A 14,625-nucleotide genomic window follows, 5' to 3' on the forward strand; every position below is an offset into this window, starting at 1 on the left:
ACAGCCAGCACTGCCGCTGCGGCAATTGGCCGCGTGAACTCGACGCGCAACTTCCTGTCAATTGACTGGTTATATCGTTATTCTGAAATTACATTCTAGTCAGAAAAACAGGAGTGCAAGGTATGAGATCGATACTTGTGTCTGTGTTGTTGGTGCTGGGCCTTGCGGCTACAGCGCAAGCGGAGGAGGCTCTATCCGTTACCCCGGAAGAGACCTGGGAAATGGTTCAGGAGCAAGGTGACAATCTGCTGTTCATTGATGTCCGGGATCCGGTGGAAATCATGTTTATCGGCTTTACCGATGCGGTGGACCGAAACATTCCGTTCCAGTTGGTGGATCGTGCGCGCTGGAACGATGAGAAAGGTGTCTTCGCCATGGACATCAACGAGGACTTCGTTGCCCAGGTTGATGCCGCGTTGAAGGAAAAGGGACTGACCCGGGATTCCCTGATCATCACCATGTGCCGCTCCGGTTCCGCCCGTGGCAAGCCCAGTGCTGATTACCTTCTGGAACGTGGCTTTACCAACGTGAAGTACATCGACAACGGCTTCCAGGGCAGTACTGTGAAGGACGGCGAAAAGAAAGGATTCCGTGTGCAAAACGGCTGGCAGAATTCTGGCCTGCCCTGGTCGACCAAGGCCAACCCCGAGAAAATCTATCGCCCGTGATGGCAATGACGCCTGCCTGTGTCGGGCGGGCGTCACTGTCCGGTTTCACTCCTCTACACAGATTTCCCACCGTCGCACCGCAACTGCGGTTCTGATCACCAGCCCGGTAATCAGCAGGCAAAGCACGACCAGCAAGATCAGCCCCAACCATTTCAGGAAGACCAGCCCCAGGCTTTGATGCATTAGCAGCGTGGCAATGGTCAAACCGGCAAGCCCCATGACTGTGGCAAACCAGGAAACCGGGAAGCTCTGTAGCCGTGAAACGTCGCTATGCGCCATCGGATACCTCGTTGTTTGCTTGTAACCAAAAGCGCCAGCCCGATAGAGGCTGGCGCATGAAAAACACCGGAACTACGTCAGACCTCAGAAAGTGAAGGTGCGCATCTTGCGATCCAGCATCTGGCCGGCCATGGCCGGCGGGGTTGCAACGCCAACACCTTCAAGCAGATCGTCTTTGCTGTACTCGCTGTTGGGCAGATACAGCGCACAAACATTCACCGCACCACCGGCTTTCATAAGACCACGCAACATCTGCCCCGGAGTGACGTTTTTGGGAGCCAGGGGCTCGGCCTCATAGGCTTTCAGAGCCAGGTCACCGGCTTCGTCGCATAGAAGCACATTCACCTTGGCACCCTTCTGGGCCATGGTGTTGGACAGCACCATCGCCATACCCTGGGTTTGCAGGGAGTCGCTGGAGAGAATCACCAGAACCTCGTCCACGGTGTTTCCTCTATTGCCGTCTTTCGCTTTTTGATTCTCCGCCATTGAGGTCAGTGGGGCCGCGAACAACAGCGCCAGTACAAAGGTCTTGATGGCATTCGTCATGGGGTAACTCCTGAATTTTGATGGTTTACGTGCCAATCGTAGAACCAGGGCTATTGAGGCTTCAGTGACAATGTCACTGTTCTGCACGCCACAGAGCGATAGATTGATTTTGCTCAATGCTTTTACACGTCGCCGGGAAATCCCGCTCTGTGTAACTAGACTCAATTCAGATGCCAATCTGAGTGGATGGTGCCGAGATGAACAACAGGAAAGCCCAGCGAATACTTTTATCGTTCAGGTGGTTGGTGGTCGTTGCCAGCCTGGTATTTGCCGCGAATGGATTCGCTTCGATAGCGGCTGTAAACGGTAAATCGACCACCACGGCAGATCACAGCAAGTTCAAGGCATTACAGGGGCCCTTTGATCGGGCGGAAGAGGTGACGGCAGCCTGCCTCGAATGCCATACCGAAGCCGGCGAGCAGATTCGGGGGACTACCCACTGGACCTGGCTTTATGAGCACGAAGAAACCGGGCAAACCCTTGGTAAAAGCAAGGTGATCAACAGTTTTTGCGGCATGACCGTAACCAACGAGCCTCGCTGCACATCCTGCCATGTGGGCTACGGCTGGGAAGACATGAACGAACCGCCGCCCGAGGCGGAAAATGCCGTGGACTGCCTGGTGTGTCACGACACTACAGGTGAGTACTGGAAGTTCCCTACCCTGGCAGGGCACCCTACCTACATTCCCAGAGAGTGGCCCAAGGGCAGTGGCAAAATGGTTCAGCCGCCAGACCTGGAGCGCATTGCCCAGAACGTGGGCGCCAGTGGCCGGGCCAATTGCGGTAGCTGTCATTTCCATGGTGGCGGTGCCGATGGCGTGAAGCATGGAGACCTCGACTCCTCGCTGATCAACCCGCCGAAAGAACTGGATGTGCATATGTCGCCGGACGGCCTGAATTTCGGCTGTTCCGGCTGCCACACCACCATGGGCCATGCAGTATCCGGCAGCCGATACCAGGCCAATGCCCGGGATGCCCTGGGCATCGATGTGCCGGGGCATACGGATTTTTCCCGGGCCAGTTGTGAGTCCTGCCATGGCCTTACGCCCCACGAAAAGCCAAAACTGAACGACCATGTAGACAAACTTGCCTGCCAGACCTGCCACATCCCGGCCTTTGCCCGGGGCGGGGTGCCCACCAAGACCTGGTGGGACTGGTCTACCGCCGGCCGGCTGGATGAAAACGGACAGCCACTAAAAGAGCTGGACGACCATGGCCACCCGAGCTACCTCAGTGAAAAAGGGGACTTCCGGCATGGCGAGAATGTGGTGCCGGAATACGCCTGGTTTGATGGCACAGTGAAGTACACCCTGGCCGGAGATCCGCTGGATATCGAGAACCCGCCAGTGGCCATTAACCGGGTGGAAGGCAGCCCCGATGATGGTGAATCGCGCATCTGGCCGTTCAAGGTGATGCGCGGAAAGCAGCCGTTTGATACCGAGAGACAGACCCTGCTCGCTACCCATGTGTTCGGCGCCGATGATACCTCGTTGTGGAGTAATTTCAGCTGGGAGAAAGCGCTACAAGCCGGCAGTGACCTGTCTGGAATGCCCTACAGCGGTGAGTTCAGCTTCATAGAAACCACCATGCACTGGCCGATCACCCATATGGTGGCGCCCGCAGAACAGGCGGTGAAGTGCGGCAGTTGTCACAAGGCTGACAGCCGGCTGGCGGGGCTGGGTGGCCTCTATATGCCAGGCCATAACGGTAGTGTCTGGCTTGACCGGATTGGTTGGTTGCTGGTGGCGGCCATTCTGTTTGGTGTTCTGGTGCACGCCATGGCAAGGATCGTGTTCAGCGGGAGGGAAGACTGATGAGCCGGGTACGGATGTTCAAACGTTTTGAGCGCTTCTGGCACTGGACTCAGGCGCTGTTGATTTTTGTGTTGCTGTTCACCGGTTTTGCCATTCATGGCAGTTACGATGTCATGCGCTTCAGCACCGCCGTGCAGGTGCATACGCTGGCCGCCTGGGCACTGATTGTGCTGTGGGTATTTGCCATCTTCTGGCATTTCACCACTGGCGAGTGGCGCCAGTACATTCCCACCCGGGATGGCCTGTTTGCGGTGATGCATTACTACCTGGTGGGCACCTTTACCGGTGCTGCCCATCCCTACAAGAAGACCACCCGAGCCAAACACAATCCGCTGCAGCGGCTGGCTTACCTGTTTTTAAAGCTGGTGGTGTCACCGATGATCTGGGTCTCTGGCTTGCTGTATCTGTTCTATAACGACTGGCCCGCGACGCTGGCCGGCGCGTTGGACCTGGAGACGGTGGCTCTGGTTCACACCGGTGCCGCGTTCGCCATGCTGGTGTTTGTGATTGCCCACGTTTACATGGCCACCCTGGGGAAAACCCTGACCAGTCACATCAAACCGATGATTACCGGCTATGAGGACCTCGACAGCCGTTGATTCGGAATCAGGCAAACGGTCTGTCTCGGTTACGGTTTATGCCCGCTCACAATAGGGAACAGCTGCACCTTTATTGGCTGAATGTGGCTATGACGGTGTACTCCAGCGCTCAGTAGTCAACTTATAGCAAAGAGTTTGAGGGTTTAGCCATGCGATGCACAGAGACTATCGTTTGCATCAGGTTTTATATTCGTTAAAGGTATATGGTTATTCCTAAAAGTATGGTCTACTAACGGTGTGAGTTAACGATACCCATGCCCGAGGAGGACAAGACGATGCAAACGCCATCAGTCACTCACTTCTTCGACGAAGCGACCAACACCTTCAGCTACGTCGTTCAGGATCCTGACAGCCAGGCCTGTGCCATCATCGACTCGGTGCTGGACTTTGATTACGCCGCAGGCAGGATCGATGTGCGTTCAGCCGATCAGATCTTCTCGTTTATTCGGGACAACAATCTTCAGGTTGAGTGGATTCTTGAAACCCACGTACATGCCGACCACCTCTCTGCTGCGCCCTATCTGCACGACCACCTGGGTGGCAAGACCGGCATTGGCGCTAAGATCGTGGACGTTCAGGAAATCTTCGGAAAAGCCTTCAACGCCGGCACCGAATTCGCCCGGGACGGCAGTCAGTTTGACCAGTTGTTTGAAGAGGGCGACCGGTTCCGCATTGGCAATCTGGAGGGACAGGTCCTTCATACGCCCGGCCACACACCGGCATGCCTGACCTACGTCATCGGCGATGCAGCCTTTGTTGGCGACACCCTGTTCGCACCGGATTCTGGTACCGCCCGCTGCGATTTCCCCGGCGGTGACGCCCAGACTCTGTACCAGTCTGCACAGAAGGTGCTGGCTCTGCCCGGCGAGACGCGGATCTTCCTGTGCCATGACTACAAGGCGCCGGGGCGGGATGAATACCGGCATGAAACCACGGTAGCCGAACAGCGCGAACGTAACATTCATGTACGCGAGGGCATGAACGAATCCGACTTTGTGCGGATGCGAACCGAGCGCGATGCCACGCTTGCCATGCCGAAGCTGATCGTACCGTCGGTGCAGGTGAATATGCGTGCCGGGGCCATGCCGCCGGCGGAAGACAACGGGCAGGTTTACCTGAAAGTCCCGGTAAACGGCTTCTGAGCTGGAGATTAACGATGAAGATTCAAGTTCTGGAACCAGGATTCGCCGTGGCAGATGCCGTCGCGCCTGAGGATTTTGAGGACATTCGCCGCCAGGGCTTCCGAACGGTGATCTGCAATCGCCGCGCCGGCGAGGACGGCTACGACGGTGAAGAAGCGTTTCGCCAGGCCGCCGCAAGCCATGATCTGCAATGGTTCTGTGTGCCGGTCGCCTCCGGCGAATACACCGAACAGGATGTGGATGCCTTTGCACAGGCACTGGATGCCGCACCGGCGCCGATTCTTGGATTCTGCAGGACAGGCCGGCGGGCGGTGCATATGTGGGCCCAGTCCCGGGCCCGGAACCCGCAATGCAATATTCCGATGTTGCTGAAGGCGGCCCATGACGCAGGCCACGAAACCCAACCCATTGAAGCTTTGTTAACCAACGCCACAAACGTGGAAACCCCGACAGGAGAAATGAAATGACCATTCGTCTTGGACAGATTGCCCCTGATTTCAATGTAGCCACCACCAAAGGCCCCATGAGCTTTCACGAGTGGGCCGGCGATTCCTGGGTGTTTTTCTTCAGCCACCCGGCTGACTTCACCCCGGTATGCACCACCGAGATGGGCCGGACGGCGCAGCTGGCGCAGGAGTTTGCGGCCCGCAATGTGCAGCCGCTCGGTTTGTCGACGGACTCGGTTGAAGAACATCTGAAGTGGATTGATGATGTAAACGACACTCAGAGCTGTGACCTGCAGTTCCCGATCGTTGCCGATGAGGACCACAAGATCGCCGAGCTGTACGAAATGATCCACCCGGGCGAGAGCGAAACTGCTGCTGTGCGCAGTGTGTTCATTATTGACCCGGACAAGAAAGTCCGTCTGACCATGACCTACCCGATGGCGGTGGGCCGTAACTTCGACGAGATCCTGCGCGCCATCGACGCGCTGCAAACGGCCGATGCCAACAGCTGTGCGCTGCCGGCGGATTGGAAGAAAGGTGGCGAGGTGATTATTCCGCCGTCCATCTCCAACGAGCAGGCGAAAGATATGTTCCCGCAGGGCTGGAACGAGTTGCGGCCTTATCTGCGCCTGACCAGAATCTGATTTCTGGTACTGAGGAAGCGCCCCGACCGGCGCGCTTCCTCATAACACCCAGCTAAAAGACAGCGTGCCAAAGCTGAAGTTATCCTGGTTACGCTGTTCTTCCCCCGTCGTGGCCCGCAAAATCAGCGCCGCTTGCAGGTTGTCCCACTGCCAGGTGCCGCCCAGGCCTATCTGGCCGAGCAGGGGGCCCTCATTGAACCGGTAGGGCCCGGAATTGTCCTCCAGATAGGAATAGGCAATGTATTCCGCCCCCAGGCCTATGAATAATGACCAGGCGCTTTTCGCGCCACTGAAAGATCCGGGTAACGCGATGGCAGAGGAGCTGCCGGCGTAATCCGGTATAAAATTGGCCGGAAGGTTTCTGCCCATCCGCCAGATCACGCCAACGGTCGCGGAGGTTCGAAAACTGGACAGCAGGCCGGAGCCTACCGCTGAAAACTGTTGTTCAAGGTCGCCGCGTTGCCCCGCTTGCAACAGTTTGCGCCCGTGGGCCGCCTGAAATCCGCCAACCACGTCGGTCCCTAGCTGGTTGTCCCATCCTTTGGGGCGTTCGCTCCCGGTGATTTTGTGCACCCATTTCTGGCTGGCTTCGGCGCCGCTTTCAGGACCAACCACGCCAATGTGAGCGCCGTACCCCGTAATACTGTCAGCACTCCAGCTCCAGAGGGTGCTGCTCAGGGAGAGATGACCGGCGTAGGGGATATCATTGAATTGAGGCTCTTCCTGGCTAATGTCTGCCGGTGTCACCATGAGTTGACGCAGACTGACACTCATTGCATGGTTGTTGTCGGCGTCGCCGACGCCGGGCAGAAATGACAGACTATCTCTGCCCGTCCTTGCAAGTCGGGCTGAGCCTCCGCCGGAGTCTTCGGCTGTATTGGTAAGGTAAGACAGGCGCACGCCATTGGTGTAGCCCCGGTCGCTGCCAGTGAATAGATCGTTGTCCCAGGCAAGGTTGAACTGTTCCGCATTGGCGGAAGCGGGTGCTAGCACGAATAAGAGGCTAATGCGGGCAAAAAGAGCTCGGATGGGCACTGGGAATGGACTCCGTGAGGGTAGGATGCAAAGTATCTTAGCAGAACCCTGCTACGGTTTTATGGCGCAAACAGATCCATACCCGCGCTAATCAGGAGTCAATATGCACGTTAAAACCAATACCACGGGCTATGCCGATGCGCTGATTTGCGAAGCTGAGGGTCTGGAATCTCTTCGGGACGGGTTGCAGCAGGCAGGAGTTGAGGCACTCCGTATTCCGGAAGTTATGGAGGTGAACCAGCACCGACTTACCCTCAGGCGGATTGACTCAGCACCGCCCGACGACAAGTGCCTCACTGCGTTGGGGGAGGGGCTGGCGCAGTTGCACCTGCTGGCTCGGGATCAATATGGCTGGCGCCGCGACAACTTCATTGGTCTGGCACCTCAACCCAATACGCTGACAGATTCCTGGGGCCGGTTTTTCCTGGAGCAGCGGCTGAAGTATCAGGTCAGCCGGATCTCAGATGCCGGGGTGCGAGCCAGGTTCGAGCGCACCCTGGAAGCCTGTGGTGCCTGCCTGGCCAACTGGCTGGATCGGCATTGCGAACATCCGAGCCTGTTGCATGGCGACCTGTGGAACGGCAACGTGATGTTTGACCGTAATGGCCCCTGGCTGATTGACCCGGCGGTGTATCAGGGCGACCGGGAGGCGGACCTTGCCATGACCGAGATGTTTGGCGGTTTCGGCGCTGCGTTCTATCGTGCCTACGATCGCGTATACCCGCGCACTGAGATCTACGCCACCAAGCGAGAAATCTATAACCTGTACCACTACCTCAACCACTACAACCTGTTCGGTGGTGGCTATCTGGGTGGTTGCGAGCGTGGCCTGTCGGCCTTGGCGGCGCTACCAGCCTCGTAAGCAGAAGCTGGTAACGCCGGCATCACACTCAGCTCCTGGCGGGTTTGCGTTCCCACACGGTCACTTCAGACAGCGTGTGCTGGAACTTGTGCTCGGTCTCGCGGATCACGAAGGGCACTTTCCGGGGCTCGCCCACCATCCTGAAGTGCTCTCCCAGGCACTCTCGAATGCCGTCTAGCGTTCGGTGATTTTCGCCATCCTTCTTGAAACCGCCAAGCCATTCCTCTTTCGGGGTGTGTTCTTCAAGCCAGGTATACGGGGAGGCAATAATCAGCAGCCCGCCTTCGTTAATGCGATCGTGGATGCACTCCAGGAAACGACGTGGCCGGTACAGGCGGTCGATCAGATTGGCGGCCAATACCAGGTCATAACCGGAATACTGGGGCTTCAGGTTGCAGGCATCGCCCTGATAGAACGCCACCTTGGCGGCGGTATCTTCGAGATCCAGTTCTTTCAGGGTGCGGGTGTGGTAGCTGACCAGTTCGCCTTCTTCGGTCAGTGAATAACGGATGGCGCCCTGCTCGGCCATCTCCACCCCCAGACGTATGAAGTTGGCAGAGAAATCGACACCTTCAACCTCGTCAAACTGGCGTGCCAGCTCAAAACTTGCCCGGCCACAGGCACAGCCCAGATCCAGCGCTTTCCCGGTTTTTTTGCCGGCCATAGCGTCCAGGGCCAGTTCCGCCATGGTTTTCGGGAAATTGGCGACGCCAAACCAACGGTCGCCGTAATGGAACTCGGCGTATTCAGTGAGTAGCCGGTCGCTCTCGTAGTAGGCGTTGGGTTGAACAGCCTGGGCCTCGGAGGTGATGTAGCGGAAGCCTGCATGCTGGAAGAAATGCCGACGGAAGGCATAACGGGAGGCCAGCCTTGCTTCGTTGCCACAGGAAATCCAGGAGCCGCCTTTGATCAGATTGTGCTGGCCGTCGAACGTGGGTGTGGTGAAGTCGTCGTACAGCGGATGCACTTTGAAGTTGTCGAACGGGTAGGTGGGCGTTTCGGTCCACTGCCAGACGTTGCCCACCACATCGAACCATTGGCCATGGCGGAAACGGGTGACCGGGCAGGAGGAGGCTCCGTGATCAAGGTGCAGGTTGGCGTTGGCCGGGGTGTCCCGGACTTCTTCAACGCCCGCTTCCTCGCACAGCCGGTACCACTCGTCTTCGGTGGGCAGGCGCACCGGTTGCCCGGTCTGCTCGCGTTTCCACTCACAGAACGCTTTGGCCTCAAGGTAATTGACCTCCACCGGCCAGTCCCAGGGCATCTCGACTTCTTCGGTCATCAGCCGCAGGTGCCAGCCGTTGTGCCAGCGCCAGAAGGTAGGGTGTCTGGCCTCGGCAAAATTACGCCAGGCCAGGCCTTCTTCGTTCCAGTACTGATCCTGCTGGTAGCCGCCGGCTTCCACAAACTCCAGAAATTCCTGATTACTGACCAGATACTGGCTGGCTTTGAACTCGGCGACCTCGGCACGGTGTTCGCCGTATTCGTTATCCCAGCCGTAATAGGCATCGTCGTAGGGTTTGCCGATGGCAACCTCGCCTGCCGGTACCGTTAGTAATTCATTCTCCGGGGCTTCGCCGGTTTCGCGGTTGGGGGCCCATTCCGGTTGTGGCTGCACCCGCTCCAACGCGTGTTGGCGAATCAGCACGGACGAGGTTTCCAGGTGGATGCGCTCGTGCTCAACCCCCATCACGATAGGCCACCAGTCGCTGTTCCAGTCAATGGGCAGTGTAAGTGACAGGGTCTCGATCAGCTCCAGCACGGTTTGGCGAACCTGGGCCCGGTAGCCCAGGACCTCTTCAACACTCGGCCAGTCGTAGTGATCTTCGTTCAGGTCGTCCCAGCTCATTTCGTCCACACCCACGGCAAAGACCGATTCCATGTGCGGGTTGATGCGGTCTTTCAGCGTCTTGGCGAGCACCAGCTTGTTGACAAAAAAAGTGGCCGTGTGGCCCAGATAGAAAATCAGCGGGTGTCGTAGTGGAATCGATTTCTGGAAGTAGCCGGCATCGTCTGCCAGGCAATCGAACAGGCGCGTGTAAGTGTCGAAAGTGTTGGTGAAGTAGCGCGCGATTTCCTGACGTTTTGCCTCCGGGCTGCCCTCGGCAAGGTTGGGGGTGCGGGTCAGGCCCAGCGTGTCGGGGCGTTCCAATACAGCGGTGCTCTGGGATGAGGCCATGGTGAAACAGGTCCTTCTCGTTAATGTTGTCCAGGAAGATTACGTTCAACCATAGGTAAGCGGTTCAGATGTTTCCAAGTAAAAAACAGGGAACCCGGGGCATCAGGTCCGTTTCAGCTCATACACTGCCATATTGACCGCGGATGCCAGGTTGAGCGATTCGATGGCAGCGGCACCCGGGATGGTATAGGCGCGGGCGCCGAGTTCCGTCAGGGCCTGTTCGGGAACTCCCCGGGCCTCGTTGCCAAACAGGTAACAGTCGTGCTCGTGGAAGCTGGCGGATGTGAGCGGTTGCCCCCCGATGTCCAGGTATGCAATGCGCGCAAAACGCTCGGGTAGCGTTTCCAGCGGAACCTCGGTTTCCAGGGGCGTGTGAAAAATCGCCCCCATGCTGGCGCGCACCACTTTGGGGTTATAGGGGTCGACACTGCCGGGGCTGAGCAGGCACCGGAACCCGCCAAACCAGGCCAACGTGCGCAGAATGGTGCCCAGATTGCCGGGGTCCTGGACTTCGTGCAGGTAAACGGCGGTCTGCTGCAATGCCGACTCTGCCGCCGCGACAGGCAAGGGGGCCACGGCGACAATGCCCTGAGGACTCCGGGTGTCGGACAGCTGAGCCATCTGCCGGTCGCTGATGACGTGTTTCGGCCACCGGCTCGGCCAGTCTTCATAAGCATCGGTGACGTAAAGCTGTGCCTGCCGCCAGTGTGGCATCTGTTTGGCGGCCCGCTCCAGTTCGAGCACCAGATGCTCGCCCTCCACCAGAAATTGCCCGAACGACTGACGATATTTCTTCTGGTGCAGCTTTTTAAGGTCGTTCAGTTTCACTGGTTCGGGTTCCGTGGCGTTTGCCGGGGCTGGCTGTGTGCAGCGGGCAGAGTGAATGTTGGACCCATTGTAAGGCCGTGTCGGGCGCTTGTCAGGGCGCAGCCGTTTTTGCGGCGCACTGGGCGGCGGCGTACAATGCGCTCATTCTCCGCAGTGAACAGAAGGCAATCCATGGCACGCTCCAAAAGCAGTAACCGGTGGCTCGAAGAGCACGTAAACGATCCCTTTGTGAAGCAGGCGCAACAGGATGGTTACCGTTCCCGCGCCAGTTACAAACTGCTGGAGATCAACAACAAGGACCGGTTGATCAAACCCAATGACCTGGTGGTGGATCTGGGGTCCGCTCCGGGCGGCTGGTCGCAGGTGGCGGCGAAACTGGTGGGGCACAAGGGGCGGGTTGTGGCCTCGGATATCCTGCCCATGGACGCGATTGCCGGTGTGGAATTCATCCAGGGCGACTTCACCGAGCAGTCTGTATTCGACCAGCTGATGGCAGTGCTGGAGGGCGCGCGGGCCGAGGTGGTAATTTCCGACATGGCGCCGAACATCAGTGGCGTGAACGCGGCGGACCAGGCGGCATCCATGTATCTGGTGGAGCTGGCACTGGACATGGCCTGCCAGGTGCTCAAGCCCAAAGGCAGTTTTGTGGCCAAGGTGTTTCACGGCGAGGGTTACGACGAGTACGTGAAAACCGTGCGCGAGTCGTTCGACAAGGTGGTGATTCGCAAACCGGATTCGTCGCGGGCGAGATCCCGGGAAGTCTACCTGGTGGCCAAAGGTTTTAAAGGTTGAGCCACCGACATAGTCCTTGGCAGCTGTCGTTGCCGGTATTCAGCTATTCGCGGGCGCGCGCTTTCCTTTCCGGATGGGACGCGAGATCATAGCAAGCTTATTTTATCCAGTGGTGGCTCGAGGCTAACGCTGGCTTCCGAAAAACCAGAAACGTTACGAGGTCAGATGTGTCCGGTTCGGGTGTGTTTCTCGGGGCAGCCGCCCTGTCTGCCATTTTCATGGGTACCATCGGTGCCATTTCGTTCTACGCGGGGGTGGCTGCAGAAACCGTAACCTTCTACCGCCTGGCGATTGGCGCCGCCCTGGTGGCGGTTTACCTGATGGCCACCGGCCAGCGTGACAAAGTGCTGGTCTGGCCCGGAGTGAAAATCCTGGTGACGGGTGCCTTTCTGGCCGGGTTCGTGATGTTTTATGTGCTCGCCATGGGCTTCACCAGTATGGCCAATGCCGTCATGGTGATGTACCTGGCCCCGGTAACCGCATCGGTGGTTGCCCATTGTTTCATGGGCGAGCGGCTGACCCCCGCCAGCATGGGGCTGATCGGCTTCGCGCTGCTGGGTTTTGCGATGATGATGGAATTCAATTTCAGCCTGAGCGGGCGGGCAGATGAGGCAATCGGGCTCGCCTATGCGCTGTGCGCGATGCTCTGTTATGCGGCGTTCATGCTGACCAACCGCCTGATCGACGATCGGGTTCATGTGGTCAGCCGCAGCGGGTATCAGATGCTCGCCGGTGCGCTGTGTATGCTGCCACTGATGTTGCTTCAGGGCGATGCCATTTCTGGTGTGCAGTGGGGCTGGCTGATTGCCGCCGGCGTAGTGCCCGGTTTTCTCGCCATCATGCTGGCGGTGATTGCGTTGCGTTCGCTGCCGGCAGCGACCTTTGGCACGCTGGCGTATCTTGAGCCCATCACCGTGGTCGCCCTGGCCTGGGTGCTGTTCGACCAGAGCCTGAACCTGCTCCAGCTGGCGGGTTGTACCCTGATCATTCTGTCGGGCGCTGCCCAGGCAGTGTTGACGAATCGCCAGCCGCAAGCCCAGGCAGAGCTTCAAACCGCCGCCTGACCGAACAGGTTGCCTTGTCCAACGCTGTGTGTCCCCTGCTCATGGCCGCGCCCCTTTGCGCGGCCTTTTCCGCCTTTCTTTCCGTGCCTCCAAGCGGCCTGCCTCGAGCATTTCAACGCTTTCGTCTCATTATATCTCCATGTAAATCAGTGGCTTGAGATAATTGTGGGTTATAGATCCTGTTCGCCCAAATAAAAACACCTAAAAAACCAAGTAAAAACCATTGAATTGGTGAGTGTTAGTGCCTAGTATTTTCCATGGGGCCTATTCTTTCCTGCATTCCCAAATTCAATTGGATGGAGAACAAAAACAATGTCCTTACACAAACGACCGACCGGCGGTGAACAACCGTCGATGTTGGGTGCACTGAAATTGCGTGTGCCCTTTGTGCACTACAAGATCGAAATTCCGGATGTGCTGCAGGGGGCGATCCTCTGCGTGGTTCCGCTGAGTATTACCGCGTTGATGACGTCGGTTCTGGGTATTCCGTTTGAAGTCGCGGTTGCCTTTGTTCTGCTGAACAACATTCTCTACCTCGTGCATTCCCATTTTGGTGACCCGGCGGTCGCAGGTTGGATTACCGCGGGCATTCCTCTGTATATCGCGTTTCTCACTGGTTATCCGGAGGGGGACGAGCGATTACTCGCACTCATTGCATTACAGATAACCGTCGCGGTGATTTTTCTTGGGCTGGGGGTGTTCAAGGGCGCAGATTCCCTGGTGCGCAAGATGCCGATGTCGCTCAAGTCCGGCATATTAATTGGTGCGGGCGTCTCGGCGGTGATGGGCGAGTTCGCGGCGGATGGTCGCGTGTGGACCATGCCGATTACCATTTTGACCGGTGCTGTTCTTGGTTTCTTCATGCTGTTTTCCGAAACGGCCGGGCCGCTGCGGGCGCGCTACGGCTTTTTCCGGTTTGTGGCGCAGTACGGCATAGCCGTGCCTTTCCTGATTGCGTACGTGTTCGGCATCGTCATCGGTGAGGTTAACGCGCCGGTGATCGAATGGGGTTTCACCACCATTCCGTTTACTTCGATTCTGCAGGACTACAGTATCTTTGGTCTGGGCTTCCCGCCTCTTGAGTACTTTATCGATGCCATTCCTCTGGCCCTGGCCGCCTACATCATCGCGTTTGGCGACATTCTGGTGATGGACTCGCTGTTCAAGAATGCCGATGGTGTGCGTAAGGATGAGAAGCTGGTTTTCAGCCCTCGCCGCAACAGCATCATCGTGGGCATTCGCAATATGCTGCACGCCCTGTTTGCACCGTTTATCAGTTTGTCCGGTCCCGGCTGGACCGGTGGTCAAGCCCTGGTGATCAACCGCTACATGAACAACCCTCGTTCAGTGATGGACAGTTACTGGGGCGGTGCGACCAGTCTTTATTGGGGCATGACCATTGCGATTGTGCTGGTTCCCGTGGTCACGCTGTTCAAGCCGGGCCTGAACATTGGTATGGCGCTGACGCTGCTGATCCAGGGCTATTTGTGCGGCTATCTGGCTATCGAAATGCTGGATCGTCAGACCAACCTTGAACGTGGCGTTGCCGTTATTGTGGGTTCCGTCCTTGCGGTCAAAGGTGCGGCCTGGGGGCTGGGCGTTGGGCTGGTGCTCTGGTTCTTTCTGGAGAAAAACTGGTTTGCCGATGTCTACGAGGCAACGCACCACAACGAGGATGCGATGGGTGACGATGCGGTGACTGATCGGAGCTGAGCCGGCAACCGTGT

Annotated in this window: 14 protein-coding genes and 1 pseudogene; 10 read left to right on the forward strand and 5 right to left on the reverse strand. The window is 57.7% G+C overall.

What is annotated here, in order from left to right; genetic code table 11:
• The first annotated feature begins 122 nt into the window (after nt 1-122).
• Complete coding sequence (locus ACP2AU_RS05420) at nt 123-668, forward strand: rhodanese-like domain-containing protein (protein ID WP_426375095.1); 546 nt, start codon at nt 123-125, stop codon at nt 666-668.
• Nucleotides 669-713: 45 nt separating this feature from the next.
• Here the strand turns inward: ACP2AU_RS05420 and ACP2AU_RS05425 are convergent.
• Both ACP2AU_RS05425 and ACP2AU_RS05430 read right to left on the reverse strand, forming a co-directional pair.
• Nucleotides 714-977 (reverse strand): annotated as a pseudogene (locus ACP2AU_RS05425) (hypothetical protein); the annotation flags it as partial.
• Between the two features lie 54 nt (nt 978-1,031).
• Complete coding sequence (locus ACP2AU_RS05430; RefSeq protein WP_014420296.1) at nt 1,032-1,493, reverse strand: DsrE family protein; 462 nt, start codon at nt 1,491-1,493, stop codon at nt 1,032-1,034.
• A 197-nt stretch (nt 1,494-1,690) separates the two neighbouring features.
• Here ACP2AU_RS05430 and ACP2AU_RS05435 point away from each other — a divergent pair, with 197 nt between their 5' ends.
• The 5 genes from ACP2AU_RS05435 (at nt 1,691) to ACP2AU_RS05455 (ending at nt 6,138) form a co-directional block, all read left to right on the forward strand.
• Nucleotides 1,691-3,307 (forward strand): tetrathionate reductase family octaheme c-type cytochrome, encoded by a 1,617-nt coding sequence (locus tag ACP2AU_RS05435; protein ID WP_426375096.1) that lies wholly within the window; start codon nt 1,691-1,693, stop codon nt 3,305-3,307.
• Nucleotides 3,307-3,906, forward strand: coding sequence for a cytochrome b/b6 domain-containing protein (locus ACP2AU_RS05440; RefSeq protein WP_426375097.1), 600 nt, complete (start codon nt 3,307-3,309; stop codon nt 3,904-3,906). The genes ACP2AU_RS05435 and ACP2AU_RS05440 overlap by 1 nt, the downstream gene beginning before the upstream one ends.
• A 275-nt stretch (nt 3,907-4,181) precedes the next feature.
• Nucleotides 4,182-5,048 carry an MBL fold metallo-hydrolase gene (locus tag ACP2AU_RS05445; protein WP_426375098.1) on the forward strand — a complete coding sequence of 289 codons (867 nt, stop codon included), beginning with the start codon at nt 4,182-4,184 and terminating at the stop codon, nt 5,046-5,048.
• Between the two features lie 14 nt (nt 5,049-5,062).
• Entirely contained in the window at nt 5,063-5,515 is a 453-nt protein-coding gene (locus ACP2AU_RS05450; RefSeq protein WP_426375099.1) for a TIGR01244 family sulfur transferase, read from the forward strand.
• Nucleotides 5,512-6,138, forward strand: coding sequence for a peroxiredoxin (locus tag ACP2AU_RS05455; RefSeq protein ID WP_426375100.1), 627 nt, complete (start codon nt 5,512-5,514; stop codon nt 6,136-6,138). The genes ACP2AU_RS05450 and ACP2AU_RS05455 overlap by 4 nt, the downstream gene beginning before the upstream one ends.
• A gap of 39 nt (nt 6,139-6,177) precedes the next feature.
• On the opposite strand, the gene ACP2AU_RS05460 is transcribed toward ACP2AU_RS05455, so the two are convergent.
• Complete coding sequence (locus ACP2AU_RS05460; RefSeq protein WP_426375101.1) at nt 6,178-7,173, reverse strand: lipid A deacylase LpxR family protein; 996 nt, start codon at nt 7,171-7,173, stop codon at nt 6,178-6,180.
• 103 nt (nt 7,174-7,276) lie between these two features.
• Between ACP2AU_RS05460 and ACP2AU_RS05465 the strand changes: the two genes are divergently transcribed.
• Nucleotides 7,277-8,035, forward strand: a complete 759-nt coding sequence (locus ACP2AU_RS05465) for a fructosamine kinase family protein (RefSeq protein WP_426375102.1) — start codon at nt 7,277-7,279, stop codon at nt 8,033-8,035.
• Nucleotides 8,036-8,063: 28 nt separating this feature from the next.
• On the opposite strand, the gene ovoA is transcribed toward ACP2AU_RS05465, so the two are convergent.
• The gene (ovoA, locus tag ACP2AU_RS05470) at nt 8,064-10,214 is read right to left on the reverse strand and encodes a 5-histidylcysteine sulfoxide synthase (RefSeq protein ID WP_426375103.1); all 2,151 of its coding nucleotides are present in this window, start codon (nt 10,212-10,214) and stop codon (nt 8,064-8,066) included.
• Between the two features lie 102 nt (nt 10,215-10,316).
• On the reverse strand, nt 10,317-11,042 hold the full coding sequence (locus ACP2AU_RS05475) for a TrmH family RNA methyltransferase (protein WP_426375104.1): 726 nt from the start codon (nt 11,040-11,042) through the stop codon (nt 10,317-10,319).
• 171 nt (nt 11,043-11,213) lie between these two features.
• Here ACP2AU_RS05475 and rlmE point away from each other — a divergent pair, with 171 nt between their 5' ends.
• The 3 genes from rlmE (at nt 11,214) to ACP2AU_RS05490 (ending at nt 14,611) form a co-directional block, all read left to right on the forward strand.
• Entirely contained in the window at nt 11,214-11,834 is a 621-nt protein-coding gene (gene rlmE, locus ACP2AU_RS05480) for a 23S rRNA (uridine(2552)-2'-O)-methyltransferase RlmE (protein ID WP_426375105.1), read from the forward strand.
• Nucleotides 11,835-12,001: 167 nt separating this feature from the next.
• Nucleotides 12,002-12,898 (forward strand): DMT family transporter, encoded by an 897-nt coding sequence (locus tag ACP2AU_RS05485; RefSeq protein ID WP_426375106.1) that lies wholly within the window; start codon nt 12,002-12,004, stop codon nt 12,896-12,898.
• A gap of 312 nt (nt 12,899-13,210) precedes the next feature.
• Nucleotides 13,211-14,611, forward strand: a complete 1,401-nt coding sequence (locus tag ACP2AU_RS05490) for a hypothetical protein (protein WP_426375107.1) — start codon at nt 13,211-13,213, stop codon at nt 14,609-14,611.
• Nucleotides 14,612-14,625 lie beyond the last annotated feature (14 nt).

It is taken from the genome of Marinobacter sp. VGCF2001, from assembly GCF_049943275.1.
Lineage (GTDB): Bacteria > Pseudomonadota > Gammaproteobacteria > Pseudomonadales > Oleiphilaceae > Marinobacter.

What these genes read in the sequence shown, in the direction of transcription:
- ACP2AU_RS05420 (WP_426375095.1), top strand. Translation starts at nt 123, where the DNA reads ATGAGATCGATACTTGTGTCTGTGTTGTTGGTGCTGGGCCTTGCGGCT.
- ACP2AU_RS05430 (WP_014420296.1), bottom strand. Translation starts at nt 1,493, where the DNA reads ATGACGAATGCCATCAAGACCTTTGTACTGGCGCTGTTGTTCGCGGCC.
- ACP2AU_RS05435 (WP_426375096.1), top strand. Translation starts at nt 1,691, where the DNA reads ATGAACAACAGGAAAGCCCAGCGAATACTTTTATCGTTCAGGTGGTTG.
- ACP2AU_RS05440 (WP_426375097.1), top strand. Translation starts at nt 3,307, where the DNA reads ATGAGCCGGGTACGGATGTTCAAACGTTTTGAGCGCTTCTGGCACTGG.
- ACP2AU_RS05445 (WP_426375098.1), top strand. Translation starts at nt 4,182, where the DNA reads ATGCAAACGCCATCAGTCACTCACTTCTTCGACGAAGCGACCAACACC.
- ACP2AU_RS05450 (WP_426375099.1), top strand. Translation starts at nt 5,063, where the DNA reads ATGAAGATTCAAGTTCTGGAACCAGGATTCGCCGTGGCAGATGCCGTC.
- ACP2AU_RS05455 (WP_426375100.1), top strand. Translation starts at nt 5,512, where the DNA reads ATGACCATTCGTCTTGGACAGATTGCCCCTGATTTCAATGTAGCCACC.
- ACP2AU_RS05465 (WP_426375102.1), top strand. Translation starts at nt 7,277, where the DNA reads ATGCACGTTAAAACCAATACCACGGGCTATGCCGATGCGCTGATTTGC.
- ovoA (WP_426375103.1), bottom strand. Translation starts at nt 10,214, where the DNA reads ATGGCCTCATCCCAGAGCACCGCTGTATTGGAACGCCCCGACACGCTG.
- rlmE (WP_426375105.1), top strand. Translation starts at nt 11,214, where the DNA reads ATGGCACGCTCCAAAAGCAGTAACCGGTGGCTCGAAGAGCACGTAAAC.
- ACP2AU_RS05490 (WP_426375107.1), top strand. Translation starts at nt 13,211, where the DNA reads ATGTCCTTACACAAACGACCGACCGGCGGTGAACAACCGTCGATGTTG.